We start from the raw sequence: 26,081 nt of genomic DNA on the forward strand, positions 1-26,081 counted from the left end.
ATTATGGTATATCTTTTTATACTATAACGCGCAGATCACCAGTGGCAAATAGATTTTTTTGGTTTAGGTTAACGGGTTGAACGAGTTTGCATGAATTTTCAACAACGCCCCCCATAAACCGATCAATAAAATACCTTTTAAGCAATTTTTACTAGCTGCGCACGCAGGGTTTCAACCTCATCACGAGTCGCCGCGGCTTTCTCAAATTCCAAATCTTTAGCATAAGCAAACATCTTCTTTTCCAATGCGGATATTTGCGCCATTAATTGTTCTGCTGATAACGCCTTATATTTACTGCCAGACTCAGCAACCTTGCGCAATCTGACTTTTCCATCACCGGATCCATTACGATCACCAACATCCATAATATCGGTAATACTTTTATTGAGCTTTTGCGGCACAATACCGTGCTTAGTATTATATTCCTGCTGGGTTTGCCGGCGCCGTTCGGTTTCAGAAATAGCCCGTTCCATTGAGCCAGTGACCCGATCAGCATACAAAATAGCTTTACCATTAAGATTTCTGGCAGCCCGTCCCATGGTCTGAATCAAAGAGCGTTCAGACCGCAAAAAGCCTTCTTTATCCGCATCTAAAATCGCGACTAATGACACTTCCGGCATATCCAGGCCTTCACGCAACAGATTAATTCCAACTAACACATCGAATTTTCCCAAGCGTAAATCGCGAATGATTTCGATCCGTTCAACAGTATCAATATCCGAATGCAAATAACGCACACGGACACCATGCTCATCCAGATAGTCACTCAGATCTTCTGCCATTCTTTTGGTCAGCGTGGTCACCAATACCCGTTCATCTAAGGCTACACGCAAGTGAATTTCCGAAAGCAAATCATCCACTTGTGTTGCGACCGGACGGATTTCAATGACCGGATCGAGTAATCCAGTGGGTCTGACGACTTGTTCCACAATATCATCAGGACACTTTTCTAATTCATATTTACCTGGTGTGGCGGATACATAAATAGTTTGTGGGGCTATTCGTTCAAACTCATCAAATTTTAATGGCCGATTATCTAACGCAGATGGCAACCTAAATCCGAATTCCACCAAGGTTTCTTTACGAGAGCGATCCCCTTTATACATGGCTCCAATTTGCGATACGGTGACATGGGATTCATCAATAAACAGTAATCCATCGGCAGGAAAATAATCGATTAATGTCGGCGGCGGCTCGCCGGGAGTTCGACCGGATAAATAACGTGAATAGTTTTCGATACCGGAGCAGTACCCTAGCTCTAGCATCATTTCGATGTCAAATTGCACACGTTGGGTAATGCGCTGCTCTTCAACCAGTTTATTGACTGATTTAAGTTGCGCCTGACGCTCTTTGAGTTCCGCTTTAATTTCATCAATCGCGGCCAGAATCTTTTCTCTGGGCGTCACATAGTGAGTTTTCGGAAACACCGTTACCCGAGCCACGGTTTTATCCACCGCTCCGGTTAAGGGATCGAATAAACTGATTTTTTCAATTTCTTCATCAAATAATTCGACCCGAATCCCCTGCCGATCCGAATCGGCCGGAAATATATCAATCACGTCACCGCGCACTCGAAATGAACCACGCTCAAAAGCAATATCATTGCGTTTATATTGCAATTCGGCCAAACGACGCAAAATATCCCGTTGATCCATCAAGTCACCTTGACGCAAATGCAATAACATTTTCATATAGGATTCGGGATCACCCAAACCATAAATGGCTGATACACTGGAAACGATGATAACGTCCCGTCGTTCCATTAGCGCTTTGGTTGCCGACAAGCGCATTTGCTCAATGTGATCGTTAATCGAGGCATCTTTTTCGATAAACGTATCCGTAGATGGTACGTAGGCTTCAGGCTGATAATAGTCATAATAAGAGACAAAATATTCCACCGCGTTATTGGGGAAATACTCTTTCATCTCACCATAAAGCTGTGCGGCTAAGGTTTTGTTGTGTGCCAGAATCAAGGTGGGTCGCTGCACGCTATCAATAACACTGGCCATGGTAAAAGTCTTACCTGATCCGGTCACCCCTAATAACGTTTGCTGAGCAAGACCGTTTTCCAATCCTTCCAGCAGTCCTGCAATCGCTTTAGGCTGATCTCCTGCGGGTTGATAGGATGATTTCAGCTGAAAACCTCTGGTTTTACTATTATCGATACTCATGAAGTGACCTCAGTAAGTTGATTCAAATTCTCACTCACTAACAAACGTTTAAACCAGTAGTAGGCAATCATTGCGGTAATAAGGTTGGCAACGATACCCGCAGCAAACATACCTTTTAATGCCAACAAAGCACTCCCCAAATAAGAAATGGGTACAAAAAACACAAATAAGCGGATCACGCTAAGGGATAAGGCCGCCATCGGTTTATGCATGGCATTGAATGAAGAATTGGTCAAAATAATAACGCCTTGCAAACCATAACCTAGTGGAACAATAGATAAAAATAGTTGAATTAACTCGGCAACTTTGGCTTCTTTGGCAAAAAGTTCAGCAATCCACGGTGATAATAGCCACACGATGACAAAAATAAATAGTTGCCAAGCCAGTACAAATTTAATACATAGCAGGTAGGCTTGCTCAACTCGATTAATTTTACCTGCCCCAAGATTTTGACTGATAAACGGAGGCAGTGTCATCGATAATGCCAGGATCACAATACTGGCGATAGATTCGAGCCGATTTCCCACCCCCCATGTCGCAACCGCTTCAGAACCGTAGGTTGCCACAACTGCGGTCAATACTCCGCTGGCAATTGGCGTCAGCATATTCGCCCCGGCCGCAGGTAACCCAATCTTGAGGATATTAACACTCGATAACTTTAATTCGCTCCAGGTTAATAGGCGGGGTAACACTAAATTACGTTTTACAATCAATAAATTCAGTATGTAAATTAGGCCGATCAGCCATGCGATTAAGGTGGCATAAGCTGCCCCTTTAATTCCCATTGCCGGAACCGGTCCCCAGCCAAAAATAAATATGGGATCCAAAATCGCATTGATAACTCCACTGGTCGCCATCACCAGACTTGGAGTTTTAGTGTCACCGGAAGCCCGAAGCACACTATTGCCAACCATCGGCAACGCTAAAAACACTCCCGCGACATACCAGACATGCATATAGTCACGGATATAAAGCAGTTGCTGAGGATCGGCACCTAATAACGTAAAAATGGGATCAATACTAAACCAGCCAATCAATGCCAACGCACCAACCATCATAAAAGACAGCATTAACGCCCCCGTCGCAAACTCTCGGGCCAGGTGAGTTTGTCCCGAGCCCAAATAACGGGCAATAATCGCCGAGGCACCAATACCCAGACCAATATTTAAACTAATAAGCGTAAACGTGACAGGGAACGTAAAACTGATCGCAGCAAGCTGTTCAGTCCCTAACAAACTGACAAAAAATGTATCCACCAAGCCAAACGTCATCAACATCACCATGCCCATAATCATCGGCAGGGTCATATTTTTAAGTGTTTTTGCAATGGGACTATGAATTAAATCATTTTTTGGGGGTATTGAACTGACTTTACTCACTACCGATTCCGAGGACTAAAAGCGCTATCATATTGCACCACTGCCTTTAATGCCATGCGACAATAGTATTTAAGTTATTTGACTATAAGAACAAGCTATTCAAAGCATCGATATATTGTGTGTTTTTCATCTTAATAGTCGAAAAAGGTATAAACAACACACAAGCACCACTACCACTGGTTGTTTTGTGTGCAAGAAGTTATTAAACCTCCACAAAAGCAAGATAACCAACTGTTTTAAATGGCTTTTTTAATTTATTGAGAATTATCCGACACTAGCCCTTGACAGCATTTTTACTGATGTAGAGCAAGTTGTAACAGAACAATTCACACACTTATCCACAGATTTAGTGGATAACTCATTGCAGCCCTGACAGGCCGCTTAGTCAACAATATTAGCTTCGAATAAAGGTAAGTCTGCACTAACGTTGCGAGTGACTATAATTGGTTACAAATTTGTTAAGGCTGGATGAATGAACAGCATATCCAACCATCATTATAACTAATCGTTCTATACAGTTATTTTTATGTAATACCTTTGTCACAATAAGCTTGTACAGAAAATAATCTGCTAATAAGTGAAAGTGAGTTTGGCAAACACACTTCGCCCAACCAAAGCACTATTAAGATCAGTCACATCTCCAAATTCCATATGGCTGGGGTTAAACAAATTCTGACCGGTTAAATTAAGTCGAATATTATCAGATAGCTGACCACCGATATTAATATCAACACGCGTGTAGTGCTTAATATTGCTGCCTTGCAGATCGTCAACGTACGAAGCGGTCGTGTCCATTGTCCAGTTTTCCACAATGTTCCAGAACACTTTCAAGGCCATTTTATGTCTAGGGTATAAATTAGCCAGTTGCTCATCGTTATTTTGTGGTTCCCTGAGCTGCTGAGAAAAATGCAGATAGGAATAGTCCAAGCTCAATTTAAGATCCGGATCTATCATCCAGTTAAATAACGACTCAAATCCATCAGACTTCGCTTGACTGCCATTAGTAAATTTTACCGGAAGTAGCAAATAAGTATTATTGAAACCGTTATCCACGACATAGGGCTCTCCAACCGATATGGTTTGTAACGCATCATAATCGTTATGAAACCCGGTCACATCAATAGAGAAGCTCGGAGTCAACTGGGCTCGATAACCAATTTCATAGGACGTCAACTTCTCTGGTTTAAATGCCGTATTGGGTACAAATGCCAATCTGACATTTTCGGCCGTTGCAATGGTACTGGTTAACTCTTGTTCGATGGGTGTCGGTGTCCTGACAGCATCGGAAATCGCCGCCCAAACCATTTGTTGGTCATTGGGTATCCATTGCAAACGGATGTTGGGCTGCATCTCGAAGCCGGAGAAATCATTGTGTTCAAATTTGGAACCTAAGGTCAAAAACCAGTGTTCTGGTGACAAGGTCATTTTATCCTGGATAAATGTACTGAATAGGCGGTTGCGTCGATTACTATCCACAAACGTGACATTATTATTACCCACATTGTGGTCAGCGTTAAATCGAACTCCCAGCCCGCTGGTCATTGCGTGCTGGCTCCCCACCATCCAGTTGTATTGCGTATCCACATCAAACGTGATCCGTTCATCTATGAAGTTAAAAGGCTCATCCCGTTTAGTCCAATCGAGAAAAGAGTGCAGACTAAACCCTAACCCTTGAGGATTTTGATCTGACCAGTTCATGTGTATGTTGGCGCCCTGATAGACGATAGTCTGATCTTCAATTGACGAGTATGGTGCAACAAGTGAATAGTTAATTTTCCGCTGCTGAGTCCGGGTTTGATAGGCGCCGCCACCGATTGTTAGCTCACTATCCCAATCCAGTCGAAATCCGGCATTAACACCGTTCCAGGCATCATAGTTATCTTCGCCATTTTGTTTTTCCAGATTGTCACGCTTAAATGCCTTGGCATACACCCGGTAATAGGCATTGTTGGCAAATTCTCCCCCTTGACGAACACTCACCGTTCCCTGTTCTTCATTCCCATACATTACTGTCGCCAACGTCCCCTGGGTATCAATCGCGTGTTTGGTAATGATGTTAATAACACCATTAACGGCATTGGCTCCCCATAACGTGCCCCCAGAACCGCGGATCACTTCAATGCGCTCAACATCGTCCAACACCACATCATGGGCTTCCCACATCACTCCACCAAAAACGGGGTTATAAAGCGTTCTTCCATCCAGTAACACCAGCAATTTATTGGCGAGAGTACTATTAAACCCCCGCACACTGACTGCCCAACTATTAGCATCGGACTGAGCCACATTAAGTCCCGGTACCATTCGCAGAGCATCAGGAATAGTCGTTACCCCAGATCGCTGTATATCTTCATTGGTAATCACGTAAATAGCGGCAGGAGCCGTAGCCATTGTCTCCTGCTTTTTAGACACGATACTGACATTAATATTCAGCAACTGTTCTAAGGTAAGATCGAAGTAATTATCATCGGCTCTGGCGAACGATGAAAATAGAGTTAAGACTGCAATTCCTAATAATATATGAACTATGCAGTACAACTTAGGAGCATTAGCCGCTCGCAATTGCATAATTTTGTCTCCTGAAAATCCTTTCACTTACACAAATAAGAACTTAAACCGGTTTCCAACCTTAACCCAGCATATTTTCCTATTACCCTTTGAGTTATTTATTGCCTTCATTGTAGTTATGATAGTAATTTGGTCAAATTGAGCAACAAACCGCCGTTTTGATCTTCCTTTAAAACGTTTTATTGCACAGCAAATAGGCAAACAGCTAAAAAGCAGTAAAATAGTTGTGTTGCGCTGTTGACACGCATGGTTTGGCTCATTAATATTCCGCACCGTTGAAAAGCAGGTCAGATAGCAATATTGGTTAATGCCTTTAACGTGTTGAATACCGTTCCCCCTTAGCTCAGTTGGTTAGAGCGACGGACTGTTAATCCGCAGGTCCCCCGTTCGAGTCGGGGAGGGGGAGCCAAATTCAACCCAATATTCGATTCCCCCTTAGCTCAGTTGGTTAGAGCGACGGACTGTTAATCCGCAGGTCCCCCGTTCGAGTCGGGGAGGGGGAGCCAATTTTGGATCAGCATACTTCAGCTTTATCAATCGCCTGTTTAATCTCCCCCACTTATGCCTATTTCTTATTCAGTTAAGCTTTTTTCTGATATATCAAGTTGTTAAATAGCCTATAAAAACGGATAATGTGTTCACTTTGAATGGCCTTATTGGCGGGTAATTTCTGCTTTATGTCTGAATATTTACTATTACTGGTTGGTACTGTACTGGTAAACAACTTCGTTTTGGTTAAATTTCTTGGCTTATGCCCATTCATGGGTGTGTCCGGACGATTGGAAACAGCCATTGGTATGTCCATGGCAACCACTTTTGTTTTAACCTTGGCCTCCTTATCCAGTTATCTGGTTGAACATTACATCTTATTGCCCTTAGGTATTGGTTATCTGCGTACGCTAAGCTTTATTCTGGTCATTGCCGTGGTAGTACAATTTACCGAAATGGTAGTGCATAAAACCAGCCCTACCCTGTATCGTTTACTGGGCATTTTCCTACCGTTAATTACCACCAATTGCGCGGTATTAGGTGTTGCATTATTAAATATCAATGAAGGACACAATTTTACTCAATCAGTCATTTACGGTTTTGGCGCCGCGGTGGGATTTTCACTGGTACTGATATTGTTTGCCGCGATGCGTGAGCGCCTGGCGGCTGCTGATGTTCCTGCGCCATTTAAGGGCGCTTCCATCGCGATGATCACTGCGGGATTAATGTCACTCGCGTTTATGGGTTTTACCGGATTGGTTAAGTTTTGATGTTAGTTGTATATGCCTTAATAGCTATTGGTTTATTAGCACTCATCTTTGGCCTTATTCTTGGTTATGCGTCGGTAAAGTTCAAAGTAGAAGCCGACCCTTTGGTGGACCAAATCGATACTTTGCTTCCCCAAACCCAATGCGGACAGTGCGGCTATCCAGGTTGTCGCCCATACGCAGAAGCTATTGCTAATGGGGACGAAATTAATAAATGCCCGCCTGGTGGAGATTCCACGATTAAAAATCTGGCCGAATTAATGGGGGTTGAAGCTAAACCCTTAGATGCCAGTCATGGTGAGACACCAATCAAAAAAGTCGCGTTTATTCGTGAAGATGAATGTATCGGTTGTACTAAATGTATTGTGGCTTGCCCGGTTGATGCCATTTTGGGGGCAGCCAAACAAATGCACACTATTATTGCAGATGAATGCACCGGCTGTGACCTTTGCGTTGAGCCCTGCCCTGTTGACTGTATCGAAATGCGCCCGGTGGAAACCACCGCAAAATCCTGGCGTTGGGATCTAAACAGCATTCCTGTCAAGCAAGTTAGCTGAGAGCAAGATGGACTCTATTATTAATCGCATTAAAAACGGCAAGCTTTGGGATTTCCCCGGTGGTATTCATCCTCCGGCACGTAAATCCTTATCCAATCAAACCAGCATTGAAACCATTCCCTTAGCAGAACAGCTATATATCAGTATCAAGCAACATATTGGTGTAGAAGGACGTGTTTGCGTTACAGAAGGTCAGCATGTACTCAAAGGTCAGCCGCTAACTCAAAGTGCCAATCCCTTTGCTGTACCCGTGCACGCCCCAACGTCCGGTACAATAAGTAAAATTGATTTACATCCCAGTGCTCATCCTTCCGCATTGCCGGAAATGGCCGTTCATCTAAAACCGGACGGCTTAGGTCAATGGGCGGAATTAACTCCGCTGCAAGATTACCAGTCACTACATAAATCCAAAGTGGTCGAGGCTATCTGTAAAGCCGGTGTGGCCGGTATGGGGGGAGCAGGCTTCCCGACTCATATAAAAGTATCACCGAAAAAAGATGTACAATTTTTAATTATCAATGGCGTTGAATGTGAACCTTATATCACCGCCGATGATCGCCTGATGCGTGAATACGCTTGGCAAATCCGTCAGGGCATCGATGTATTAACCCATTTGCTATCACCTAAATATATCGTGATTGCGATTGAAGACAATAAACCCGAAGCCATTGAAGCAATGAAAGTGGCTTGTCGTGATAATAATCAGTACCAAGTGTGTGCTGTACCGACTAAATATCCTGCCGGTGGTGAAAAACAGCTAATTCAGACCTTAACCGGTCAGGAAGTGCCGATTGACGGTCTGCCCGTAGATGTTGGGGTAATCATGCAAAACGTGGGAACCTGTTTTGCCATTGCCGATGCGATTTTCTCTGGTAAACCATTAATTCAACGGGTTGTCACCCTGACCGGTGAAACCCTGCAACAGCCTAAAAACGTCTGGGCGCCTATTGGTACACCAGTGGCGCATTTATTAAAGGTTGGTGGATATCAAGCAGAACCAACCCAGCGCTTAATTATGGGTGGCCCGATGATGGGCTTTGCGTTGGCCAGCGATATGATCCCAGTGGTAAAAATTACCAACTGTATTTTAGCGCCAAGCAATAGCGAAATGCCCCCAGCAGAACCGGAACAGCCCTGCATTCGCTGTAGTGCCTGTGCCGATGCCTGCCCTGCCAGTTTGTTACCTCAACAGTTATTGTGGTACAGCAAAGCCAATGATTTGGATAAAGCGCAGGAATATAACCTGTTTGATTGCATCGAGTGCGGTGCGTGTGCCTATGTTTGCCCCAGTGATATTCCCTTAGTGCACTATTATCGTACGGCCAAGGCAGATGTGCGTACCCAGCAACAAGAAAAAGATCAAGCGGATAAAGCGCGGGAACGGTTTGAAGCTCGCAATGCTCGACTGCTGCGCGACCAACAAGAGCGTGAAGAAAAACATCGCAAAGCCGCTGAGGCACGAAAACAGGCCATGCAATCTGATGGCGGCAATGCCAAAGACAAAATTGCCGCAGCGCTGGCCCGAGCCAAAGCCAAAAAAGCCGCGGCCAATACAAACAGCGAGGCGGCCCACGAAAATGCCGTACCCGATGACAATAATATAGATAAAAAGCAAAAGGTTGCCGAAGCGGTCGCCCGAGCCAAAGCGAAACGAGCAGAAAAAGCTCAGCAAAATAACGACGCTGGTACCGAATCCGAGCCGTCCATCGAAACGCTTGCCAGCGAAAACGATGATAAGAAACAAAAGGTCGCCGCCGCTATTGCACGAGCAAAAGCCAAGCGCGCAGCCCAATCATTAACTGAACAAGCAAGTGATTCGGCAGACAAACCGCAATCCAATGCGCAAAGAGGCGAAAATGAAGTTGAAAGCGCCCCGTCATCAGGTCAACCTCAATCAGCACCAAACAGTGGCTCGGAGGAATTAACCGATGCTGAACAATTGCGTAAACAACGAATTGCTGCTGCGGTTGCCAAGGCAAAAGCCAAAAAGCAAGCTAAACAAGAGGATGATTCATGACCTTTCGACTTGCCAGTTCTCCTCATCAGCATAGCCAACGCTCTACCGCACAGTTAATGCGGCTCGTCATTTGGTGTGCCTTGCCCGGGTTATTAGTACAAAGCTGGTTTTTCGGCTGGGGGACGTTAATTCATTTCTTATTGGCATCGGTTACTGCGGTAGTCACCGAAGCAGTGATACTGGAAATCCGTAAGCGCAATTTTGAGATTGCCATTAAAGACGGTTCGGCCATATTGACCGCCTTATTGATTGCCATCAGCATTCCACCTTTTTCGCCGTGGTGGATAAGCGTAATCGGTACCTTTTTTGCGATCGCCATTGTTAAACAGCTTTATGGCGGGTTAGGTTTTAATTTGTTTAATCCTGCTATGGCAGCCTATGTGGTACTGTTGATTTCATTTCCAGTGCAGATGACCGCTTGGCTTCCGCCAAGTAATATTGCCCAGCATAGTGCGGATTTATTCGATTCATTATCAGTAATATTTACCCAATTTAGCACCGATGGGTATAGCCTGAGTCAATTACAAAATGGTATTGATGGTCACACAATGGCGACCCCGCTGGATCAAGTTAAAACAGATTTAACAATGGGTTTGACCTACAGCGAAAGTTTGCAGAATCCTATTTTTGCGTCAGGCTTGGGTATCGGTTGGCTGTGGGTGAATCTGGCTTATCTGGCAGGTGGCCTGATATTACTTAAACAAAAAGCAATTAACTGGCATATTCCTCTGAGCTTGCTCGCCGCATTAACCATAATGGCCGGATTATTTCATGGCTATGATGCAGATCGATTTGCTTCACCGCTGTTTCATTTATTTAGTGGTGGCATCATGCTCGGCGCCTTTTTCATTGCTACCGACCCAGTTTCAGCCGCGACGACGAATCAGGGGCGTCTGATTTTTGGCGCGAGTATTGGTATCTGGATATTCTTAATTCGTAATTTTGGGGGGTATCCCGATGCCATCGCCTTTGCGGTATTAATCATGAATATGGCGGTACCGCTAATTGATTATTACTTCAGACCCAGAACTTACGGCCATGGACGTTCACGCAAATGAATAATATGAGCAAAAATGGATTAATACTGGCCGCATTCGCCATTGTTAGTACCGGATTAATCAGCATCACTCAATTAGTTACCGCGCCGGTGATCCAGCAACAGCAACAACAACAATTGCTCAATACCCTCAATGCGACGCTGGATCCGCAACTGTATGACAATGATTTACAACATGACTGCGCCAAACTAGCAGCACCTGAATGGCTGGGACAAACCGAAGAACAGATAATCTTTCGGGCTCGAAAACAGGGCCAACCGGTCGGTGTCGCGATAGAAACCACCGCACCCGATGGCTATAACGGTTCCATCGATATGCTGGTCAGTATCACCGAAGACAATAAAGTAAATGGGGTACGCATCTTAAAGCACAATGAAACACCCGGTTTAGGCGATAAAATTGAATTACGTATCAGCGACTGGATTTTATCCTTCAGTGGCAAAAAGCTCGAAAAAGGCCTCGAACAGCAATGGGCGGTCAAAAAAGATGGTGGTCAATTTGATCAATTCACCGGTGCCACTATTACCCCCCGGGCAGTAGTAAAAGCCGTTAAAAAATCCGTGCAATATTATCAACAAAATCAGCAGCAGATTTTCACCGCAATCAATCAATGTGAGAAACCATCATGAGTACTGATGTGAATCCGATCAATGATATTGAACAAGATGACACGCCTTCAACATCGACGATCAACAAAGCTGAACTGCAAGAAATAAGCTGGCAAGGATTGTGGAAAAATAACGCCGCATTAGTACAGTTATTGGGCTTATGCCCATTACTGGCCGTTACTGCAACGTTAATCAACGGTTTAGGTTTAGGTGTTGCTACCACTTTAGTATTAATCGGTTCGAACAGTACAGTGTCGTTGGTCAGAAACTGGGTCCCCAACGAAATCCGTATTCCGGTATTTGTAATGGTGATCGCCTCATTCGTTACCATCATTCAGTTATTGATGAATGCGTTTACCTTTGAGTTATATCAGGCACTGGGTATTTTTATTCCACTGATTGTCACCAATTGCGCCATTATTGGCCGCGCTGAAGCCTACGCATCGAAAAATCCGGTTGGTTATGCCGCCTTCGACGGCTTAATGATGGGCTTAGGCTTCACGCTGGTATTGGTCATTCTTGGCGCCATGCGGGAATTATTAGGAAGCGGCACTTTGTTTGACGGTGCTCATTTGTTACTGGGTCAATGGGCAACCAGTATGAAAATCACCCTATTTACCCCGGATAGTGCATTTTTATTAGCCATATTGCCGCCCGGAGCCTTTATTGGCATGGGATTTCTGATTGCGCTAAAAAATATCCTGCATGAACGAATTGAAAGGCTCTACAACAAACCGGCACCAACCAAAACCATTCAACGTGCCCGGGTAACCGCTGAAGGTTAAAATCAACTGAGATTATGAATAAACAAAAACGTATTGAGATCCTGACCCGACTACGGGACGATAATCCCCATCCCACAACCGAGCTGAACTTTAACTCACCGTTTGAATTGCTGATCGCGGTGTTATTATCCGCGCAAGCGACCGATGTTGGGGTGAACAAAGCCACCGCCAAACTTTTTCCGGTCGCCAATACTCCTCAAGCCATTCTGGATTTAGGACTGGAAAAGCTTAAAGACTATATCAAAACCATTGGCTTGTTTAATACCAAGGCCGTGAATACCATGAAAACCTGCCAGATGCTGGTTGACTTGCACGACGGTGAAGTCCCCGAAGATAGAGCCGCTTTAGAAGCCCTACCCGGCGTTGGCCGTAAAACCGCTAATGTGGTACTCAATACCGCCTTTGGCTGGCCAACCATCGCCGTGGACACCCATATTTACCGCGTCTCCAACCGCACTAAATTCGCCCCGGGTAAAAATGTCGATCAGGTTGAACAAAAGCTGCTAAAAGTGGTACCTGCCGAATTTAAGGTCGATGTGCACCACTGGTTAATACTGCATGGGCGTTACACCTGCATTGCCCGCAAACCGCGCTGTGGCTCGTGTATTATTGAAGATTTGTGTGAGTTTAAGGATAAAACTGAATAATTAGCCCAGAAATATATTATTGGACGATCACTTTAACTTGTTAAGTGTAATTGAAATTTCATTTGTTGATGAAGAACTCGAACAACAAAAATATCTAGCGGCCTTACCTTGAAGAATATGTAGTGCTTTCGATAAACAAACCTTAAATACCCTGCCCTGATATCACTCACACCTTGAGCAAGGTTTGGCTCAATTGCCAAGGCCTCTAAAGCTTCATGAATCCCTAACAGATAACTTTCAGCTTGTTCCTGTCCAAATTCAACTGATGTATATTGATAAATACGCTCCAGATCAGACTCAGCTTTATTTGATAGAGTATATTTACTCATAAATATTACGCTTTAGCTTTTTGCTTGGAAATAACATCTAATACGGAAGCTTTACTTTCACCACTTAACTCCCCTTCAACAAGCGCCATTTTTATCGCGTCTTTTTCACTTTGATTATGACGGATAAGGTCTCTGATGTAATCGCTGGCATTAGAAAAGTGACCAGATTCGACCTGAGCATCAATCCAAGCCCGCATTTCGTCAGGAATTGAAATGTTTAATGTAGCCATACCTGTTTCCATTAAATTGTTTACTTAAAAAATTATGGCATATATTGGCAAATATTGACAAACGCTCAACACAAATCAGAAAAGTTAACACTGCCACTATCTACCTTAGTTACCGTTCAACTGAACATCGCCGTGGACACCCATATTTACCGCGTCTCCAACCGCACCAAATTTGCGCCCGGTAAAGATGTCGATCTGGTCGAACAAAAGGTGGTTCCTGCTGAGTTTAAAGTCGATGTGCACCACTGGCTAATACTGCGCGGGCGTAATACCTGTATTGCCACAAGCCCTATTGAGGTTAATGCTTAATTCAAGAGTAAGTACAGAGAAAAGCTAAAATAGTGTAGGTCGTTTAACAGACGGCCACATACATTGTCCCATCTCTATGACAGGCAACTAGCGTTATCTGGCACGACACGAAAAAGAACTAATTTATCATTTTGTTTTTTTAGCTTGAGCAATGAAGTCGTTTAAGTAGTCAATATGCTGTTCGTGTTTGCGAATACCAACAAAAATTTGTTTGCTAATACCTTGTTCTCCAAAGCGGATACTCTTGATCGGTATTGATTTGGAATACTCGTCGACTAGCCAACCGGGCAAGGCACAAACACCTCGACCGGCCGCGACCATCTGTAACATAATTTCTGTTGTTTCAATATTTTTATGCTGTTTAACCGAACACTTTGCCGGGTTAAGAAATTGACTAAAAATATCCAGTCTCATCGGTTCAACCGGGTAACTAAACAACACTTCCTCGCTTAGCTGCTCGGGTAAGACAAAGTCTTGCGTTGCCAGTTGATGAGACTCTGCAACAACAAGTCGATGTTCATAATCAAAAACCGGAATGTAGTCTATGCTAGGTTTAAAGAGTGGATCGGGGGTTATAAGGACATCTATTTCGTAGCTAAGCAGAGCGCCCAAAGCGCCAAACTGGAACTCCTGTTTCACGTCCATATCGATATTTGACCATCGCTCCAGGTAAGGCTGAATAACCCTGAGTAGCCATTGATAGCAAGGATGACATTCCATTCCTATGCGTAATGCGCCGGCCTCACCTTTGGCAATCTGGCTGAGTAATAATTCGGTATGTGAAAACTGTGGCAACACTCTATTGGCAAGTGTTTGAATGCGCTCTCCCGCAGCAGTAAGGCGAAGGTTTCGTCCGTCTTTTTCCCAGATTGGCGTCGCAATTTGGCCTTCTAACTTTTTGATACTGTGGCTTAACGCAGATTGTGACAAGTGCAGTGAATCGGCCGCCTTAGTTAAGGTTCCATACTCTTTTATTGCCGTTAATATTTCTAAATGGATCCTCTCTAACATCAGCTAACTCCTGTCTCTACACTTTAATAATGAACAAAATTCATTGATGGATAAAATGATACCACTTTTGTTCATCAATTAAATCTGCCAGCTCGAGAATGGCTTGATAAATCCACCAAGCCTCAAAAGTACCCTTGCTACGCTTGCTGATTCTGGTATTCGGCAGCAAGCTCTCTGCGGATTATTTCTGCGCCAGCACTTAACGCATTCAGTTTTGCTCTTGCGACATCACGAGATAAAGGCGCCATACCACAGTTGGTACAAGGGTAGAGTTTGTCGGCATCGACATACTTAAGCGCTTCTCTTAGGGTATTGGCGACCTCATCTGGTGTTTCAATTGTATTAGTCGCCACATCAATGGCACCGACCATCACTTTTTTACCACGAATAAGTTCAAGGAGCTCGATTGGAACATGAGAGTGATGACATTCTAACGAGATAATATCGATATTTGATTTTTGCAGTTTTGGGAACGTATCCTCATATTGTCGCCACTCAGATCCCAAGGTCTTTTTCCAATCTGTATTGGCTTTAATGCCATAGCCATAACAAATGTGCACCGCGGTTTCGCACTTAAGTCCTTCAATTGCTCGCTCTAAGCAGGCAATGCCCCATTCATTTACTTCATCAAAAAACACATTAAATGCCGGCTCATCGAATTGGATAATATCAACCCCTACCGCTTCCAACTCTTTAGCTTCCTGATTAAGGATTTTGGCGAATTCCCAGGCCAGCTTCTCGCGGCTTTTATAATGATCATCATAAAGCGTATCGATCATCGTCATTGGCCCCGGCAGAGCCCATTTAATCGGTTTATCGGTTTGTTGACGTAACAACCTGGCATCTTCAACAAAAACGGATTGGGGCCGCGAAACTGCACCCACCACGGTCGGTACATTGGCGTCATAACGATTACGTATTTTGACCGTTTTACGGTTTTCAAAATCAACGCCGGACAGGTGCTCAATAAAGGTAGTCACAAAATGTTGCCGCGTTTGCTCACCATCACTAACAATATCGATACCGGCCTGTTGTTGCTCTTGCAGTGACACTCGCAGCGCATCCTGTTTACCGTCAATTAATTCCTGCCCCTGCAATTTCCATGGTGACCATAGCGCTTCTGTTTGTGCAAGCCAGGATGGCTTAGGCAAGCTGCCAGCGGTTGATGTAGGTAATAGTGTTTTCATAATAAATTGGTTGTCCCTTTGGATTAGAGCGTTCGTCGCTGTCGTTAAATGGCGTAGTTCGCAGACCACTGCTCAAGCACGGTTTGATAGGGTTTTATAAAATGCTCTTCAGCAAATTTTCCTTGCTTAATAGCCAACCTACTGCGCTCTTCCCGGTCGTAAACAATTTGGGTTAATGAATGATCCTGATTGTTTAAATTTGGTTGAAAGCGAATACCTGCAACAGCATTGGCATTATATATTTCAGGGCGGTAAATCTTTTGAAAGGTTTCCATGGTAGCGATAGTACTTATCAGTTCGAGGTTACTATAATCATTAAGTAAATCGCCAAAGAAATAGAAAGCCAAAGGCGCCACACTCGTATGTGGCATAAAATAGCGAACCTGTAGCCCCATCTTTTTGAAATATTGCTCAGTCAAAGATGATTCATTGGGCTGATATTCATAGCCCAACACAGGATGCTGATTTTCACGGCGAAGATACGTTTTGTTATCCGAAACACTCAAACATATAACGGGGCGCTTTTTAAAGTGTTGCTTATAGGCATTCGAGTTCACGAAATATTTAAACAGCTTGCCATGCAGTTCGCCAAAGTTGTCGGGAATGCTAAATTGGTTTTGCCCCTTATTATGCTCACCCAGCAATACACTAAAGTCATAATCCCTTACATAAGAAGAAAAGTTATTGCCTACAATGCCTTCAATCCGTTCATTGCTTGTATGATCAACTATATTCGTTTTCAATACTTCAATTGATGGGAAGGTCTCGCCACTGCCATCGATATCCATATCAACTGAAATAATTTCAAGCTCAACCGAATAACGATCACCTGTGGGGTTATCCCAAGACGCTAAGGCATTAAAACTATTATCGATCATCTTTAACGCGTTGCGTAAATTCTGCTGACGACTTTCACCTCTGGCTAAATTAGCAAAGTTGGTGGTAATACGAGTACTGTCTGAAGGATGATAGTTTTCATCGAGACAAATCTTGTTAATATTGAATGTGAAATCTTTATTCATAATGATCTGATATCCCATTTTTCATTATAAAACCTGAACTTGTTGCTTACTCTTTAAGGATTTAGCCCGTTAACAATCGATTGAACGTTACCAGAGTTAAAAGCATGAGTTGTTTTATACGTGGTTAATTACATGAAAAAAAATGGTTTTATTTCATCTATATATGAATAAAATTCATATTTAACAATTAGAATGATTGAATCTGTAATATTATGATCTTGAGTGGCGTATCGGCTGATGTACAAATCTTTTTGCTGGTCATTCCGCAATACCCGCTGTCGTTGTCCGTCGACGCCAATATCAGAACTGAAGAATTTTCCGATTTCGCTAGTGTCTTTTATGACATAGCAGATTATTTATTGATGAAATTGAAAAACACAATCACGTACCTAAATAGTTAGAATGACTATCTCACACTGGCGCCTCCCCCACGCTCGTTATACCTGTCTAGTTGGTAAGACAAGCTGAACTTCATGTTCAAATCAGCAGTTCTACAAATTTAAACATAAAAGAAGATAAATGTTTTCAACCGCTTGATATAAAATGATAAACGACCAGGCAGGAGGACATGAGTGAATAACATAAAAATCAGCCAAGACGAAAACCTGTCCATCAAAATCAGTTATCAGTTATTACCTAATGATCAGCAGCGCCTCGATCTGTATTTCTCATTACCGGATGAAATGGGGATTAGCCCTAAAACCTTAACCGAAGAACACTATTTTCATAGCAGTATCCAAAGCCACAGTGCCTATTACTCAGATCAATTGCATTTACCTTTAGTACGAAGCCGCTTTATCAGCCAACAAAAAGGGGAACAAAGTGATTACCGATTAAACCTTAATCTGTTTTCCTACCAAATCCGTACCGCCTTAGATACCGATATTAAACAAACTATAAAACTCAAAGAGAGCGAAGATTTTTATCCTCAAGCCGTGGTATTGGCAGAACAAATTTCGGGATTACTGAAAAAGCTCAGGCGCTACACGCCACCCGATCAAAAACTCAGGGCATTTTTTGAAAATGCCGACAATTACCTTAGCTGGCGAGTTGAGCAATCATTCTTAAAATTACTGTCGAATGGCCCCAAAAGTAGCGAATATGCGAGCGAGAGAAACTTCTTGTTTGCCTTATGCCGTCGCGAAAGTGAATATCGCGAAGAAAACCAATATAACTCACAAGTGACCTTGGGGGATCCGAATCGGATCACCAATAAAATGCGTTTGCTGCAACGGTTAATTGAATATGGTGTCGTGTTGCAAAAGGAAGTGAAGAGTCTCAATAGTAATTTAAAACGGATAGTACGGGGAACAGTAACCGCCGTTATTATGGCGTTTGTGATGGTATTGGTATTAAACGCTCGCACTAACTTTGCAGAAGTCACCATTGCCCTGGTCGGTATGCTGGGGGTGATTTACGGTTTAAGAGAAATATTTAAAGAAGATATTACCCGCATCATTTGGCGAAGAATTCAAAAAGGTTTGCCCAAATGGAGAAACATTTATACTAATAGCGTTAATAAAAATCGTATTGCTAGTCAGACTATTTGGCTTCAATACATTGGAAATAAAGACCTGCCCAAACAGGTCGACAAATTGTTTCAAACCCGGCGACAACAGAACAAACTGGCCGCACAATTACTGCACTTTCGCAGTGAAACCAAAGTCAATGCGAAAATATTTTTGCCTGGCTATGATAAAATTCAACAGCGGATATATTTTAATTTAACCCCTTTTGTCCGTTTTTTAAAAAAGGGCGAAGGTCGGTTATATTCGCTGGATGGGAATAAAATAACCAAACAAGCCGTTGAACGCCGTTATCAAATAAACGGCGTATTAATGCATACCGATAAGCAAAATCAACAGCAAACCCAGCGGGTTAAAATTACCCTCAATCGCTCTAATATTATTAATATTGAGGTCATACAAACTGAAAATAGTGATGAATAATCACTTTTTTGACACTACACAAAACTGAAATTTAAGGAGTACCATGCAACTGTTACATACCATGTTACGTGTCGGTAATCTCGAACGTTCCATACAATTTTATACTGAACTGCTCGGCATGAAATTACTACGTCAATCGGACAATACCGAATACCGTTACACCCTCGCTTTTGTGGGCTATGGTGATGAAAGTGACCATACCGTACTGGAGCTGACGTACAACTGGGATAAAGACAGCTATGATATGGGCGAAGCCTACGGGCATATTGCTATTGGAGCGGACGATATTTACCAGCTATGCGATAAACTCGAATCACAAGGTGCTGACGTGTATCGCAAACCGGGGCCGGTACTGGGTGGAGAAACGGTGATTGCTTTTGTACGTGATCCCGATGGCTATGCGATTGAGCTGATTCAGAAGTAGGCCAGCGCGCTATCTTAACCTGTTAACCATCGTGATAACCCGATTATTTTTACACCTGTCATATCATTCTAAGCTGAGTTAACACAGCGTAAGGAATAAATAAAAAAGCACACTTAACAGCCTTGCCGCTAAGTGTGCTTTATCGTTATTGGAACAAGTTTAATCAATAAACTGGTTCATCGTCATATTAGAAAGTCCAGTTTACACCAACATAGAAACGGCGACCGTTGGTCCACTCGTTAACATATATTTTGTCTAAATGGTTTTCGTAATAAGGCTTGAGTTCAGAAACAGGAATACCACTGGCTTGCGACAGCATCTCAAATGCTTCCTCTCCAGTAATTGAAGACTCAATGATTTCAACTCCATTATCATCTTTGGCTACAACACGGTTTCCTGTTGCCACACCGTCAACAACTTCATCAACCCACTTCATTTTGTTAATCACAGGATCATTAACAATCTGCGATGTTTCCATATATTGAACGACGTTTTCATTGGTCAGGTTGGTCACCGCAAAACTGGCAATCAGGTTTTTCATAATTTGATACGTTGCCTTAAAGTCCAACTGCTGACGGGCATCAGTGTAGCGAATACCATCAGTATAGGTTGCATCCGCAAATTCACTACGGTAGTTGTAGGAAAGACGAGCTGAAAAAACGTCATCTTCATAATAAACAGACGCATTCAACGTATCTTTAGACTGACCAAACATAGGTTCAGACTGCGTTGTAGTTTGACTACTAAAACCTGTTACTTCGAAATACTCACGTTGCGCCGGATCGGTTTGATGGGTTTCAATATCGTTCATATCGGCAATTTCATAGGAAAAGGTTGAGCTACTAAATTTCTGCTCTGGAACGTCGGTATAGGTGTAGTTAATTAAGCCACCAAAACCATTACCAAAATCATGCTGTAGCTGTAACTCCACCCCTTTCACTTTTTGCTGACCGGTATTGAAGTAAGAACTGATAACATAGTCACCAAAAATAGGATAACCATTATTATCCGTTTTACCTTCGGCTCCCAAGTCATCCAAATTCTGGACTTGAGACGTTGAACGAACCATATTTTTGATGTCTTTTTGGAACGCAGTCATCGCAAAGATAGACGACTTAGCGAAATACCACTCAATACCCAGCTCACTATTGACCGAAGTATAGGAACCAAGATTCGGGTTACCCACTGAGCCTCGACGTTGTGAATCCATCGCAAGACGTTCGGCGTTACCCTCTGGCGTTAGAAACTGCTGGCGACCATCAGTGTATAATCTCGATCTTTCCGTCACTAAGTAAAAGTTACTTCTCATTTGGCTCAGGCTAGGATGAGAAATATTCTTCGATGCAGCTGCACGTAAAATAACATCATCGGCTAAATCAACCGCCAAATTGAAGCTGGGCAAGTAGTCTTTAGTGCTACTGGTTTGAACCAATGGTACGTATCTATTAAAACCGGCAAGCTCAGCAACATAGTCTGGCGCACTGGGATCCAACGGATAAGACAGCTGCTGACCATTTTCGTCTTTCTCTACCTCATTACCGATTGATTCACGTTGCGTATCCACCACGCGCAGACCAAAATTACCGCGGAAATTTTCACCACTAAAATTAACCATACCGTAATAAGCAAGTAATTCTTCGGTTACATCATAGTAATCACCGGCAGATTCCGTCATACCTGAACGGCAACCATAATATTCATCTGAGCCAGACGCGGCGATGGCGTCGGTACAAGCACCTAAATTAGGGCTTGATTCAGAATGAACCAGCAAAAAGTGATCATTAAGCAGGGAGTTACGCTTTGCCTGGTCGATATCAAAATATTCGTTAGGAATATCGTGACCCGCAGAGTTTAAGCCTGAAACCGTTCCACCTACTATTTGCTCAGCCAAAATTAACGGGAAATCACTTGCCTGATCGGCATAACCATGAAATGTCGCATTCTCGGTAAAATAGTGTTCCGTGCGTTCGATATTTCGGTACTTGGCACCAAATTTGACACTATCAATGTAAAAGTCGTTATCAAGCTGCCATGTTACATCTGCTTGAGCAAAATCTTCTGTATTTTCACGATAACGAGCAGTATTTCTCAGACCACCGTTTAGCAAATAAAATTCATTGGTAGGCGCTAACAGGAAGTTTTCGGCTCGCTGCTGAGCGGCAGCCAATTCATCACCGGTTAGTGAAGGGTCGGCCTGCACGCCCCAGTATACTTTGCCTGTATCTGGATTGTAAGCATAGCCAAGGTTAACTCCCTCATAAGTCGGGATTTGCACATTTGGATTATCACCTGAATAGGGCGTTTCATAATCACCAAATCGTGTAGCAAGAGTTGTGCTGCGATCCATCACTGTGCTTTCAGCTTTAGTCTGACCTGCTTGTAATTTAACGGTAAAATCATCTACCTGATAATCAACTGTCAGATGGTAACGATTCTGTTCAGTCTCGGTGCCACTGCGATCATTGGAGTCACGGCGTACCATTTCCCCCCAGGTTCCAGCGCTACTATAGTAGCCATTGCCATCCCAAACTTCTCCACCGCCGCGCACCAGAGAGGTTCCATCAATAGGATAGTTCGCGGATAAAACAATATCACGCTCCGGATCCATTACTAAGCGTGGATCAATTCCCGGCACGTCGTTACTATATAAAAGCTGCACCATTCTATGCGGCTGCGCATATAAATTATCGCTTTTATTGTCACGATCGGTTTTATTCTGGTTAAGTTCAAGATTGATACTTAATGCATCCGTCGGAGCCCATTGCAGATTAACCGTGGTGTCCAGGCGGCTTTCATCAGTTTGAAATGCGGGCGCATATACCATATCTCCGATTGTTCTCGCCGGCGTTTGACCTAAGCCTCCCGCTCTTCGGTCACCCCAGAATAATCCCCAAACCGGGTCGATATAAGTGGGATCAATCACTTCATCAGGTTGTCCCCAATAATGAGTACTATTATTCCATACGCCGGAATCGGTCGGGTCATTGACGTTTGAATAAGGACCATTACCCGCTACCGCTTCCAGATCGCCGTAGGTATAACCGTTTAATGCCATATGCCTGGTAATAATCAAGTTATGATTATTCATATCTCTTAATTTGATATCACTGCTTAAGCATGCTTCAGTTGGGCAATTAATGGCATCAGTTTGCGCAAATCCGGTACTAACAGCACTTGTACCTCCGGCTATTCCGTCAGATTCAAAGCCGGTACGAAACGCATTACGCTGTTGATGACTGACACTGATTGAAGCACCGAACTTTTTGTCTTCAGATACAAAGTTATAAGCGGTTGAAATTTGCGGAGAGGATTTTTCTGACGCATCGTTGTATTCCCCCTCAACATTTAAATAGCCGTAACCATCTTCCTGCTCCAATGGCTTTTTGGTATGCAAAATGACGGTACCGCCTATGCCACCCGCATCGATGTCCGCACGCGCAGATTTAAGTACCTCGATTTTAGATACACTTTCAGCGGGAATATTTGAAAAATCAAATGCATTACTTTCCGATTGTCCAGGAAGATAGGAAGCAGACTTGGCCGATTGTCCGTTAACCAAGGTATTGGTTAGGTCTGGCGAGGTACCGCGAATTGAAATTTTGGCTCCCTCACCAAACTGACGTTCAATTTGTACACCGGGGATACGCTGTAGTGCCTCTGCCATATTTTTATCAGGGTTTTTAGCAATGTCTTCGGTATTGATGGAGTCAACAATAGAGTCTGAGAAACGTTTATTGTTTAAGTTCTCGCGAAGTGAAGAGCGAATACCGGAGATTTGAATAATTTCAAGGTTTTCCTTCTTACTGTCTTCTGCCGCTTTATCTGCTTGTTCAGCAGAAAATGCAGGCATAACCATACTGGCGCTTATCAACATAGCTGTATTAACGGCTATAGCAGTTTTAGACAATTGGATAGCTTTCATACCATTTCCTTTAGATGTCGTTATTATTTTAATGGCCCATTCTCTACAAACCTTCGTAGCAGTCTCAAAGAGCCGCAAAGTGCTGTTTTTAGATGGTTATTTGTAAAGTACGTAACAGACCCTATTAGTTGTTCTTCACCCACTAAGATTTTCGTTTCTGATTTCACTTTATAGCTTTCTTTCGGGCTATTTTTGAAAACGGAATCTATAGGTCGGGCTTAATTAAACAAATTTCACTCAAAATATCAAGAATAATATATTGATATTGTATATTTTTTAATAAAATAATTTATTATATTTAGCGATCATTCAAGTAACATACTTGCTGCCTAATGTGGACGGAAAGGCTATTTAATTAGGGCTTTAAGCCTTTTGATTGGTATTATTCCGATTACCATAATGCGAATGCTAGGTGGCAACTCAGAAATCACGAGATAAAACTGAATATAATATATAGATGGAATATAAATGTGATGAATAATTATACATTTATCACACCATTAATGCCGAAGACTGCAATACGATATGCGTAACGCCAATGGGCATATTGAGATTGAAAAAAGTGGGTATTTGCCCGTTATGCAAAAAGCGTAAATCGTTAGTAACGATATCTAGCGCAAAACGGGACCGTATTAGCTGGCGAAAAAGGAATGGCGTTGCGGCGCAATTTTTTTGTTTAGACCATTAAACTCATTCAGGATTAAAAACATATCCGGCAAAAAATTAGGGTCTATCCATGCGAATGACCACCCGGCGGTTTTTAGCGCGGGATAACTCGGTTTCATTGCTGGCAATGTGACGACGCTCACCATGACCGGTTATCTCAATACGTGTTGCATCCACGCCATTATCAGTAAAAAAAGTTTTGATAGTTTCAGCCCGTTTGACTGAAATGCGATTATTCACCCCCGGTTGACCATAACTATCGGTGTAGGCGTCTAGCAGTACCAATTCCATATTGGTATCTTCATGTAAATATTGGCTTATCATTTCCAATTTGTGTTTTGACTGTTTGGTTAGATCGGTACTACCAAATTTATAATTCAATACGGTATAAGCAATATCATCAAAACTAAATGGCAATAGATTAGACACACACTGCACAAATTGCTTATACACCGGCATAAAGTTACTGGCATTCAAGCCCACCGCCACCTTGTCATAATCGTTATACCAGTCCTGATAATAGATGGTTGGCCAATAGCCTTTTTCCAACTCCGACAACATGGTCCATGCGGCTTTTTTGGGTAAGTCACCATCATACTGTTTTCTGACGGTCATTTGTGCGATGGGACGTTGCATAGCCCCAGGCATCCAGCGTGGTGGCACCGAATAGACACCCGCGATTGAATAAGTATCGGGTAAACTCATCATATCCAGCTCAAATTCCATATTTAGCTGTTTACCCGCCATACTGGTAAATAACGCATTTCCATAACCAGAAATAGGATGCTTTAAGGTACATTGAAGCCGATTCGGACTATCTAATTGCCAATCTGATGTTTCCACACTGGCATTATAATGACGCACACCAGCCTGAACCAGCATGGGGAAACATGCCAAAAATAAGATTATTTTTTTCATAACATACTCGCCTGAACTCTCAGTTTGTTATCGACCTTATAAAAAAAATATTTAATAAAGAGGCTGTTTATCTTTGATCTTCACTGTGATTAAGCAGTCAACATTTCTCAATTAAACCGTAAGCCGCGTCATTGAGTCATTCCAACAAGTCTGCTGAGCCACTTTATTTAAATAGCGAGAGATTGTTTCAGACTCCCCGCCTATTTTAACCAAAAGAATTGCGCTATTTTTTGTCTTATGGTTTTGCCTTATCACTACATTATCAAACCCTTAAACAGTAACATAATTTGTGAATTGTCCAGCATGAACAAATTAAATAAAGGTCGCCAATAGTCGTGAATAGAAAAGATAAACCAGCAGTTGAATTTAGATTAATTGGTTTAGCGAAACTGGGCATGCAATAATTGCGCTCCCATTTTCAATTATTATTATTCATGTCTGATACAAAAATGCATCTTAATCAACGTTTTCGCGGTTATTTTCCAGTCGTTATCGATGTAGAAACAGCCGGCTTTAATCCGCATACCGATGCGTTATTGGAAATCGCGGCTGTGACTTTAAAAATGGATCAAGAGGGTTTTTTGCAACCTGATATGACATTACATTTTCATGTTGAGCCTTTTGAGGGGGCCAATCTAGAAAAAGCCGCGCTGGATTTTAACGGTATCGATCCCTATTGCGCGTTGCGCGGAGCAATAGATGAAAAATCCGTGATGACATCTATTTGCAAAGAAATACGTAAAGCGCAAAAACAGGCCGACTGTCAGCGATCAGTTATCGTGGCGCATAATGCGGCCTTTGATCAGGGCTTTTTTAATGCGGCAATCGAGCGCAGCGGTATCAAGCGTAGTCCTTTTCATCCCTTTGTTTCTTTTGATACCACGACTCTGTCTGGGCTGGCTTTAGGTCAAACCGTATTAATAAAGGCTTGTGAGGCCGCAGGAATCGAATTTGACCAGAAAGAAGCACATTCAGCATTGTATGATACGCAAAAAACCGCCGATTTATTTTGTTATATTGTCAATAAATGGCAACAACTTGGCGGTTGGCCTGTCGATATTAACTAAG

20 protein-coding genes, 2 tRNA genes and 1 pseudogene are annotated in these 26,081 nt (G+C 42.9%); 13 read left to right on the forward strand and 10 right to left on the reverse strand.

Features of this window, described 5'->3' with window-relative positions:
• Positions 1-137: 137 nt before the first annotated feature.
• The 3 genes from uvrB to ACTD55_RS06510 all read right to left on the reverse strand — a co-directional run bounded on the left by uvrB (position 138) and on the right by ACTD55_RS06510 (position 6,118).
• Positions 138-2,171 (reverse strand): excinuclease ABC subunit UvrB, encoded by a 2,034-nt coding sequence (gene uvrB, locus ACTD55_RS06500; protein WP_438863507.1) that lies wholly within the window; start codon positions 2,169-2,171, stop codon positions 138-140.
• Entirely contained in the window at positions 2,168-3,550 is a 1,383-nt protein-coding gene (locus ACTD55_RS06505; RefSeq protein ID WP_438863508.1) for an MATE family efflux transporter, read from the reverse strand. The genes uvrB and ACTD55_RS06505 overlap by 4 nt, the downstream gene beginning before the upstream one ends.
• 570 nt (positions 3,551-4,120) lie before the next feature.
• Positions 4,121-6,118 carry a TonB-dependent receptor plug domain-containing protein gene (locus ACTD55_RS06510; RefSeq protein WP_438863509.1) on the reverse strand — a complete coding sequence of 666 codons (1,998 nt, stop codon included), beginning with the start codon at positions 6,116-6,118 and terminating at the stop codon, positions 4,121-4,123.
• Positions 6,119-6,450: 332 nt separating this feature from the next.
• On the opposite strand from ACTD55_RS06510, the gene ACTD55_RS06515 reads away from it, so the two are divergent.
• The 9 genes from ACTD55_RS06515 (at position 6,451) to nth (ending at position 13,046) form a co-directional block, all read left to right on the forward strand.
• A tRNA-Asn gene (locus tag ACTD55_RS06515) sits at positions 6,451-6,527 on the forward strand.
• Between the two features lie 20 nt (positions 6,528-6,547).
• Positions 6,548-6,624 (forward strand) — tRNA-Asn (locus ACTD55_RS06520).
• 171 nt (positions 6,625-6,795) lie between these two features.
• Entirely contained in the window at positions 6,796-7,377 is a 582-nt protein-coding gene (gene rsxA, locus ACTD55_RS06525; protein ID WP_416308132.1) for an electron transport complex subunit RsxA, read from the forward strand.
• On the forward strand, positions 7,377-7,931 hold the full coding sequence (gene rsxB, locus ACTD55_RS06530) for an electron transport complex subunit RsxB (protein ID WP_438863510.1): 555 nt from the start codon (positions 7,377-7,379) through the stop codon (positions 7,929-7,931). Before rsxA ends, rsxB begins: the two co-directional genes overlap by 1 nt.
• Before the next feature lie 7 nt (positions 7,932-7,938).
• Positions 7,939-9,948: an electron transport complex subunit RsxC gene (rsxC, locus tag ACTD55_RS06535; RefSeq protein WP_438863511.1), complete on the forward strand. Its 2,010-nt coding sequence runs from the start codon at positions 7,939-7,941 to the stop codon at positions 9,946-9,948.
• Positions 9,945-11,006, forward strand: a complete 1,062-nt coding sequence (gene rsxD / locus ACTD55_RS06540) for an electron transport complex subunit RsxD (RefSeq protein ID WP_438863512.1) — start codon at positions 9,945-9,947, stop codon at positions 11,004-11,006. The genes rsxC and rsxD overlap by 4 nt, the downstream gene beginning before the upstream one ends.
• The gene (gene rsxG, locus ACTD55_RS06545) at positions 11,003-11,635 is read left to right on the forward strand and encodes an electron transport complex subunit RsxG (protein WP_438863513.1); all 633 of its coding nucleotides are present in this window, start codon (positions 11,003-11,005) and stop codon (positions 11,633-11,635) included. Before rsxD ends, rsxG begins: the two co-directional genes overlap by 4 nt.
• Positions 11,632-12,399, forward strand: coding sequence for an electron transport complex subunit E (locus ACTD55_RS06550; RefSeq protein WP_438863514.1), 768 nt, complete (start codon positions 11,632-11,634; stop codon positions 12,397-12,399). Before rsxG ends, ACTD55_RS06550 begins: the two co-directional genes overlap by 4 nt.
• Positions 12,400-12,413: 14 nt before the next feature.
• Positions 12,414-13,046 carry an endonuclease III gene (nth, locus tag ACTD55_RS06555; RefSeq protein WP_438863515.1) on the forward strand — a complete coding sequence of 211 codons (633 nt, stop codon included), beginning with the start codon at positions 12,414-12,416 and terminating at the stop codon, positions 13,044-13,046.
• A 32-nt stretch (positions 13,047-13,078) separates the two neighbouring features.
• Here the strand turns inward: nth and ACTD55_RS06560 are convergent, their stop codons facing one another.
• Together ACTD55_RS06560 and ACTD55_RS06565 are read right to left on the reverse strand one after the other, a co-directional pair.
• On the reverse strand, positions 13,079-13,375 hold the full coding sequence (locus ACTD55_RS06560) for a type II toxin-antitoxin system RelE/ParE family toxin (RefSeq protein ID WP_438863516.1): 297 nt from the start codon (positions 13,373-13,375) through the stop codon (positions 13,079-13,081).
• A gap of 5 nt (positions 13,376-13,380) precedes the next feature.
• A complete protein-coding gene (locus ACTD55_RS06565; protein ID WP_438863517.1) occupies positions 13,381-13,605 on the reverse strand; it encodes a type II toxin-antitoxin system ParD family antitoxin in 225 nt (74 codons plus the stop codon).
• A 126-nt stretch (positions 13,606-13,731) separates the two neighbouring features.
• On the opposite strand from ACTD55_RS06565, the pseudogene ACTD55_RS06570 reads away from it, so the two are divergent.
• A pseudogene (locus tag ACTD55_RS06570) lies at positions 13,732-13,914 on the forward strand (endonuclease III); the annotation flags it as partial.
• A gap of 126 nt (positions 13,915-14,040) precedes the next feature.
• Here the strand turns inward: ACTD55_RS06570 and ACTD55_RS06575 are convergent.
• The 3 genes from ACTD55_RS06575 to ACTD55_RS06585 all read right to left on the reverse strand — a co-directional run bounded on the left by ACTD55_RS06575 (position 14,041) and on the right by ACTD55_RS06585 (position 17,134).
• Positions 14,041-14,925 carry a LysR family transcriptional regulator gene (locus ACTD55_RS06575; RefSeq protein WP_438863518.1) on the reverse strand — a complete coding sequence of 295 codons (885 nt, stop codon included), beginning with the start codon at positions 14,923-14,925 and terminating at the stop codon, positions 14,041-14,043.
• A gap of 137 nt (positions 14,926-15,062) precedes the next feature.
• Positions 15,063-16,112, reverse strand: a complete 1,050-nt coding sequence (locus tag ACTD55_RS06580; RefSeq protein ID WP_438863519.1) for a methionine synthase — start codon at positions 16,110-16,112, stop codon at positions 15,063-15,065.
• Between the two features lie 44 nt (positions 16,113-16,156).
• Positions 16,157-17,134, reverse strand: a complete 978-nt coding sequence (locus tag ACTD55_RS06585; RefSeq protein ID WP_438863520.1) for a DUF1852 domain-containing protein — start codon at positions 17,132-17,134, stop codon at positions 16,157-16,159.
• Positions 17,135-17,706: 572 nt separating this feature from the next.
• Here ACTD55_RS06585 and ACTD55_RS06590 point away from each other — a divergent pair.
• Together ACTD55_RS06590 and gloA are read left to right on the forward strand one after the other, a co-directional pair.
• Positions 17,707-19,083: a hypothetical protein gene (locus tag ACTD55_RS06590; RefSeq protein WP_438863521.1), complete on the forward strand. Its 1,377-nt coding sequence runs from the start codon at positions 17,707-17,709 to the stop codon at positions 19,081-19,083.
• 43 nt (positions 19,084-19,126) lie between these two features.
• Complete coding sequence (gene gloA / locus ACTD55_RS06595; protein WP_438863522.1) at positions 19,127-19,507, forward strand: lactoylglutathione lyase; 381 nt, start codon at positions 19,127-19,129, stop codon at positions 19,505-19,507.
• 187 nt (positions 19,508-19,694) lie between these two features.
• On the opposite strand, the gene ACTD55_RS06600 is transcribed toward gloA, so the two are convergent.
• Both ACTD55_RS06600 and ACTD55_RS06605 read right to left on the reverse strand, forming a co-directional pair.
• Positions 19,695-23,429, reverse strand: coding sequence for a TonB-dependent receptor (locus ACTD55_RS06600; RefSeq protein ID WP_438863523.1), 3,735 nt, complete (start codon positions 23,427-23,429; stop codon positions 19,695-19,697).
• A gap of 723 nt (positions 23,430-24,152) precedes the next feature.
• Entirely contained in the window at positions 24,153-25,013 is an 861-nt protein-coding gene (locus ACTD55_RS06605) for a flagellar protein MotY (protein ID WP_438863524.1), read from the reverse strand.
• Between the two features lie 434 nt (positions 25,014-25,447).
• On the opposite strand from ACTD55_RS06605, the gene rnt reads away from it, so the two are divergent.
• Entirely contained in the window at positions 25,448-26,080 is a 633-nt protein-coding gene (gene rnt / locus ACTD55_RS06610; protein WP_438863525.1) for a ribonuclease T, read from the forward strand.
• The last annotated feature ends 1 nt before the right edge of the window (position 26,081 follow it).

The sequence above is a fragment of the Neptunicella sp. genome, from assembly GCF_048268085.1.
In the GTDB taxonomy this organism is placed as follows: Bacteria; Pseudomonadota; Gammaproteobacteria; order Enterobacterales; family Alteromonadaceae; genus Neptunicella.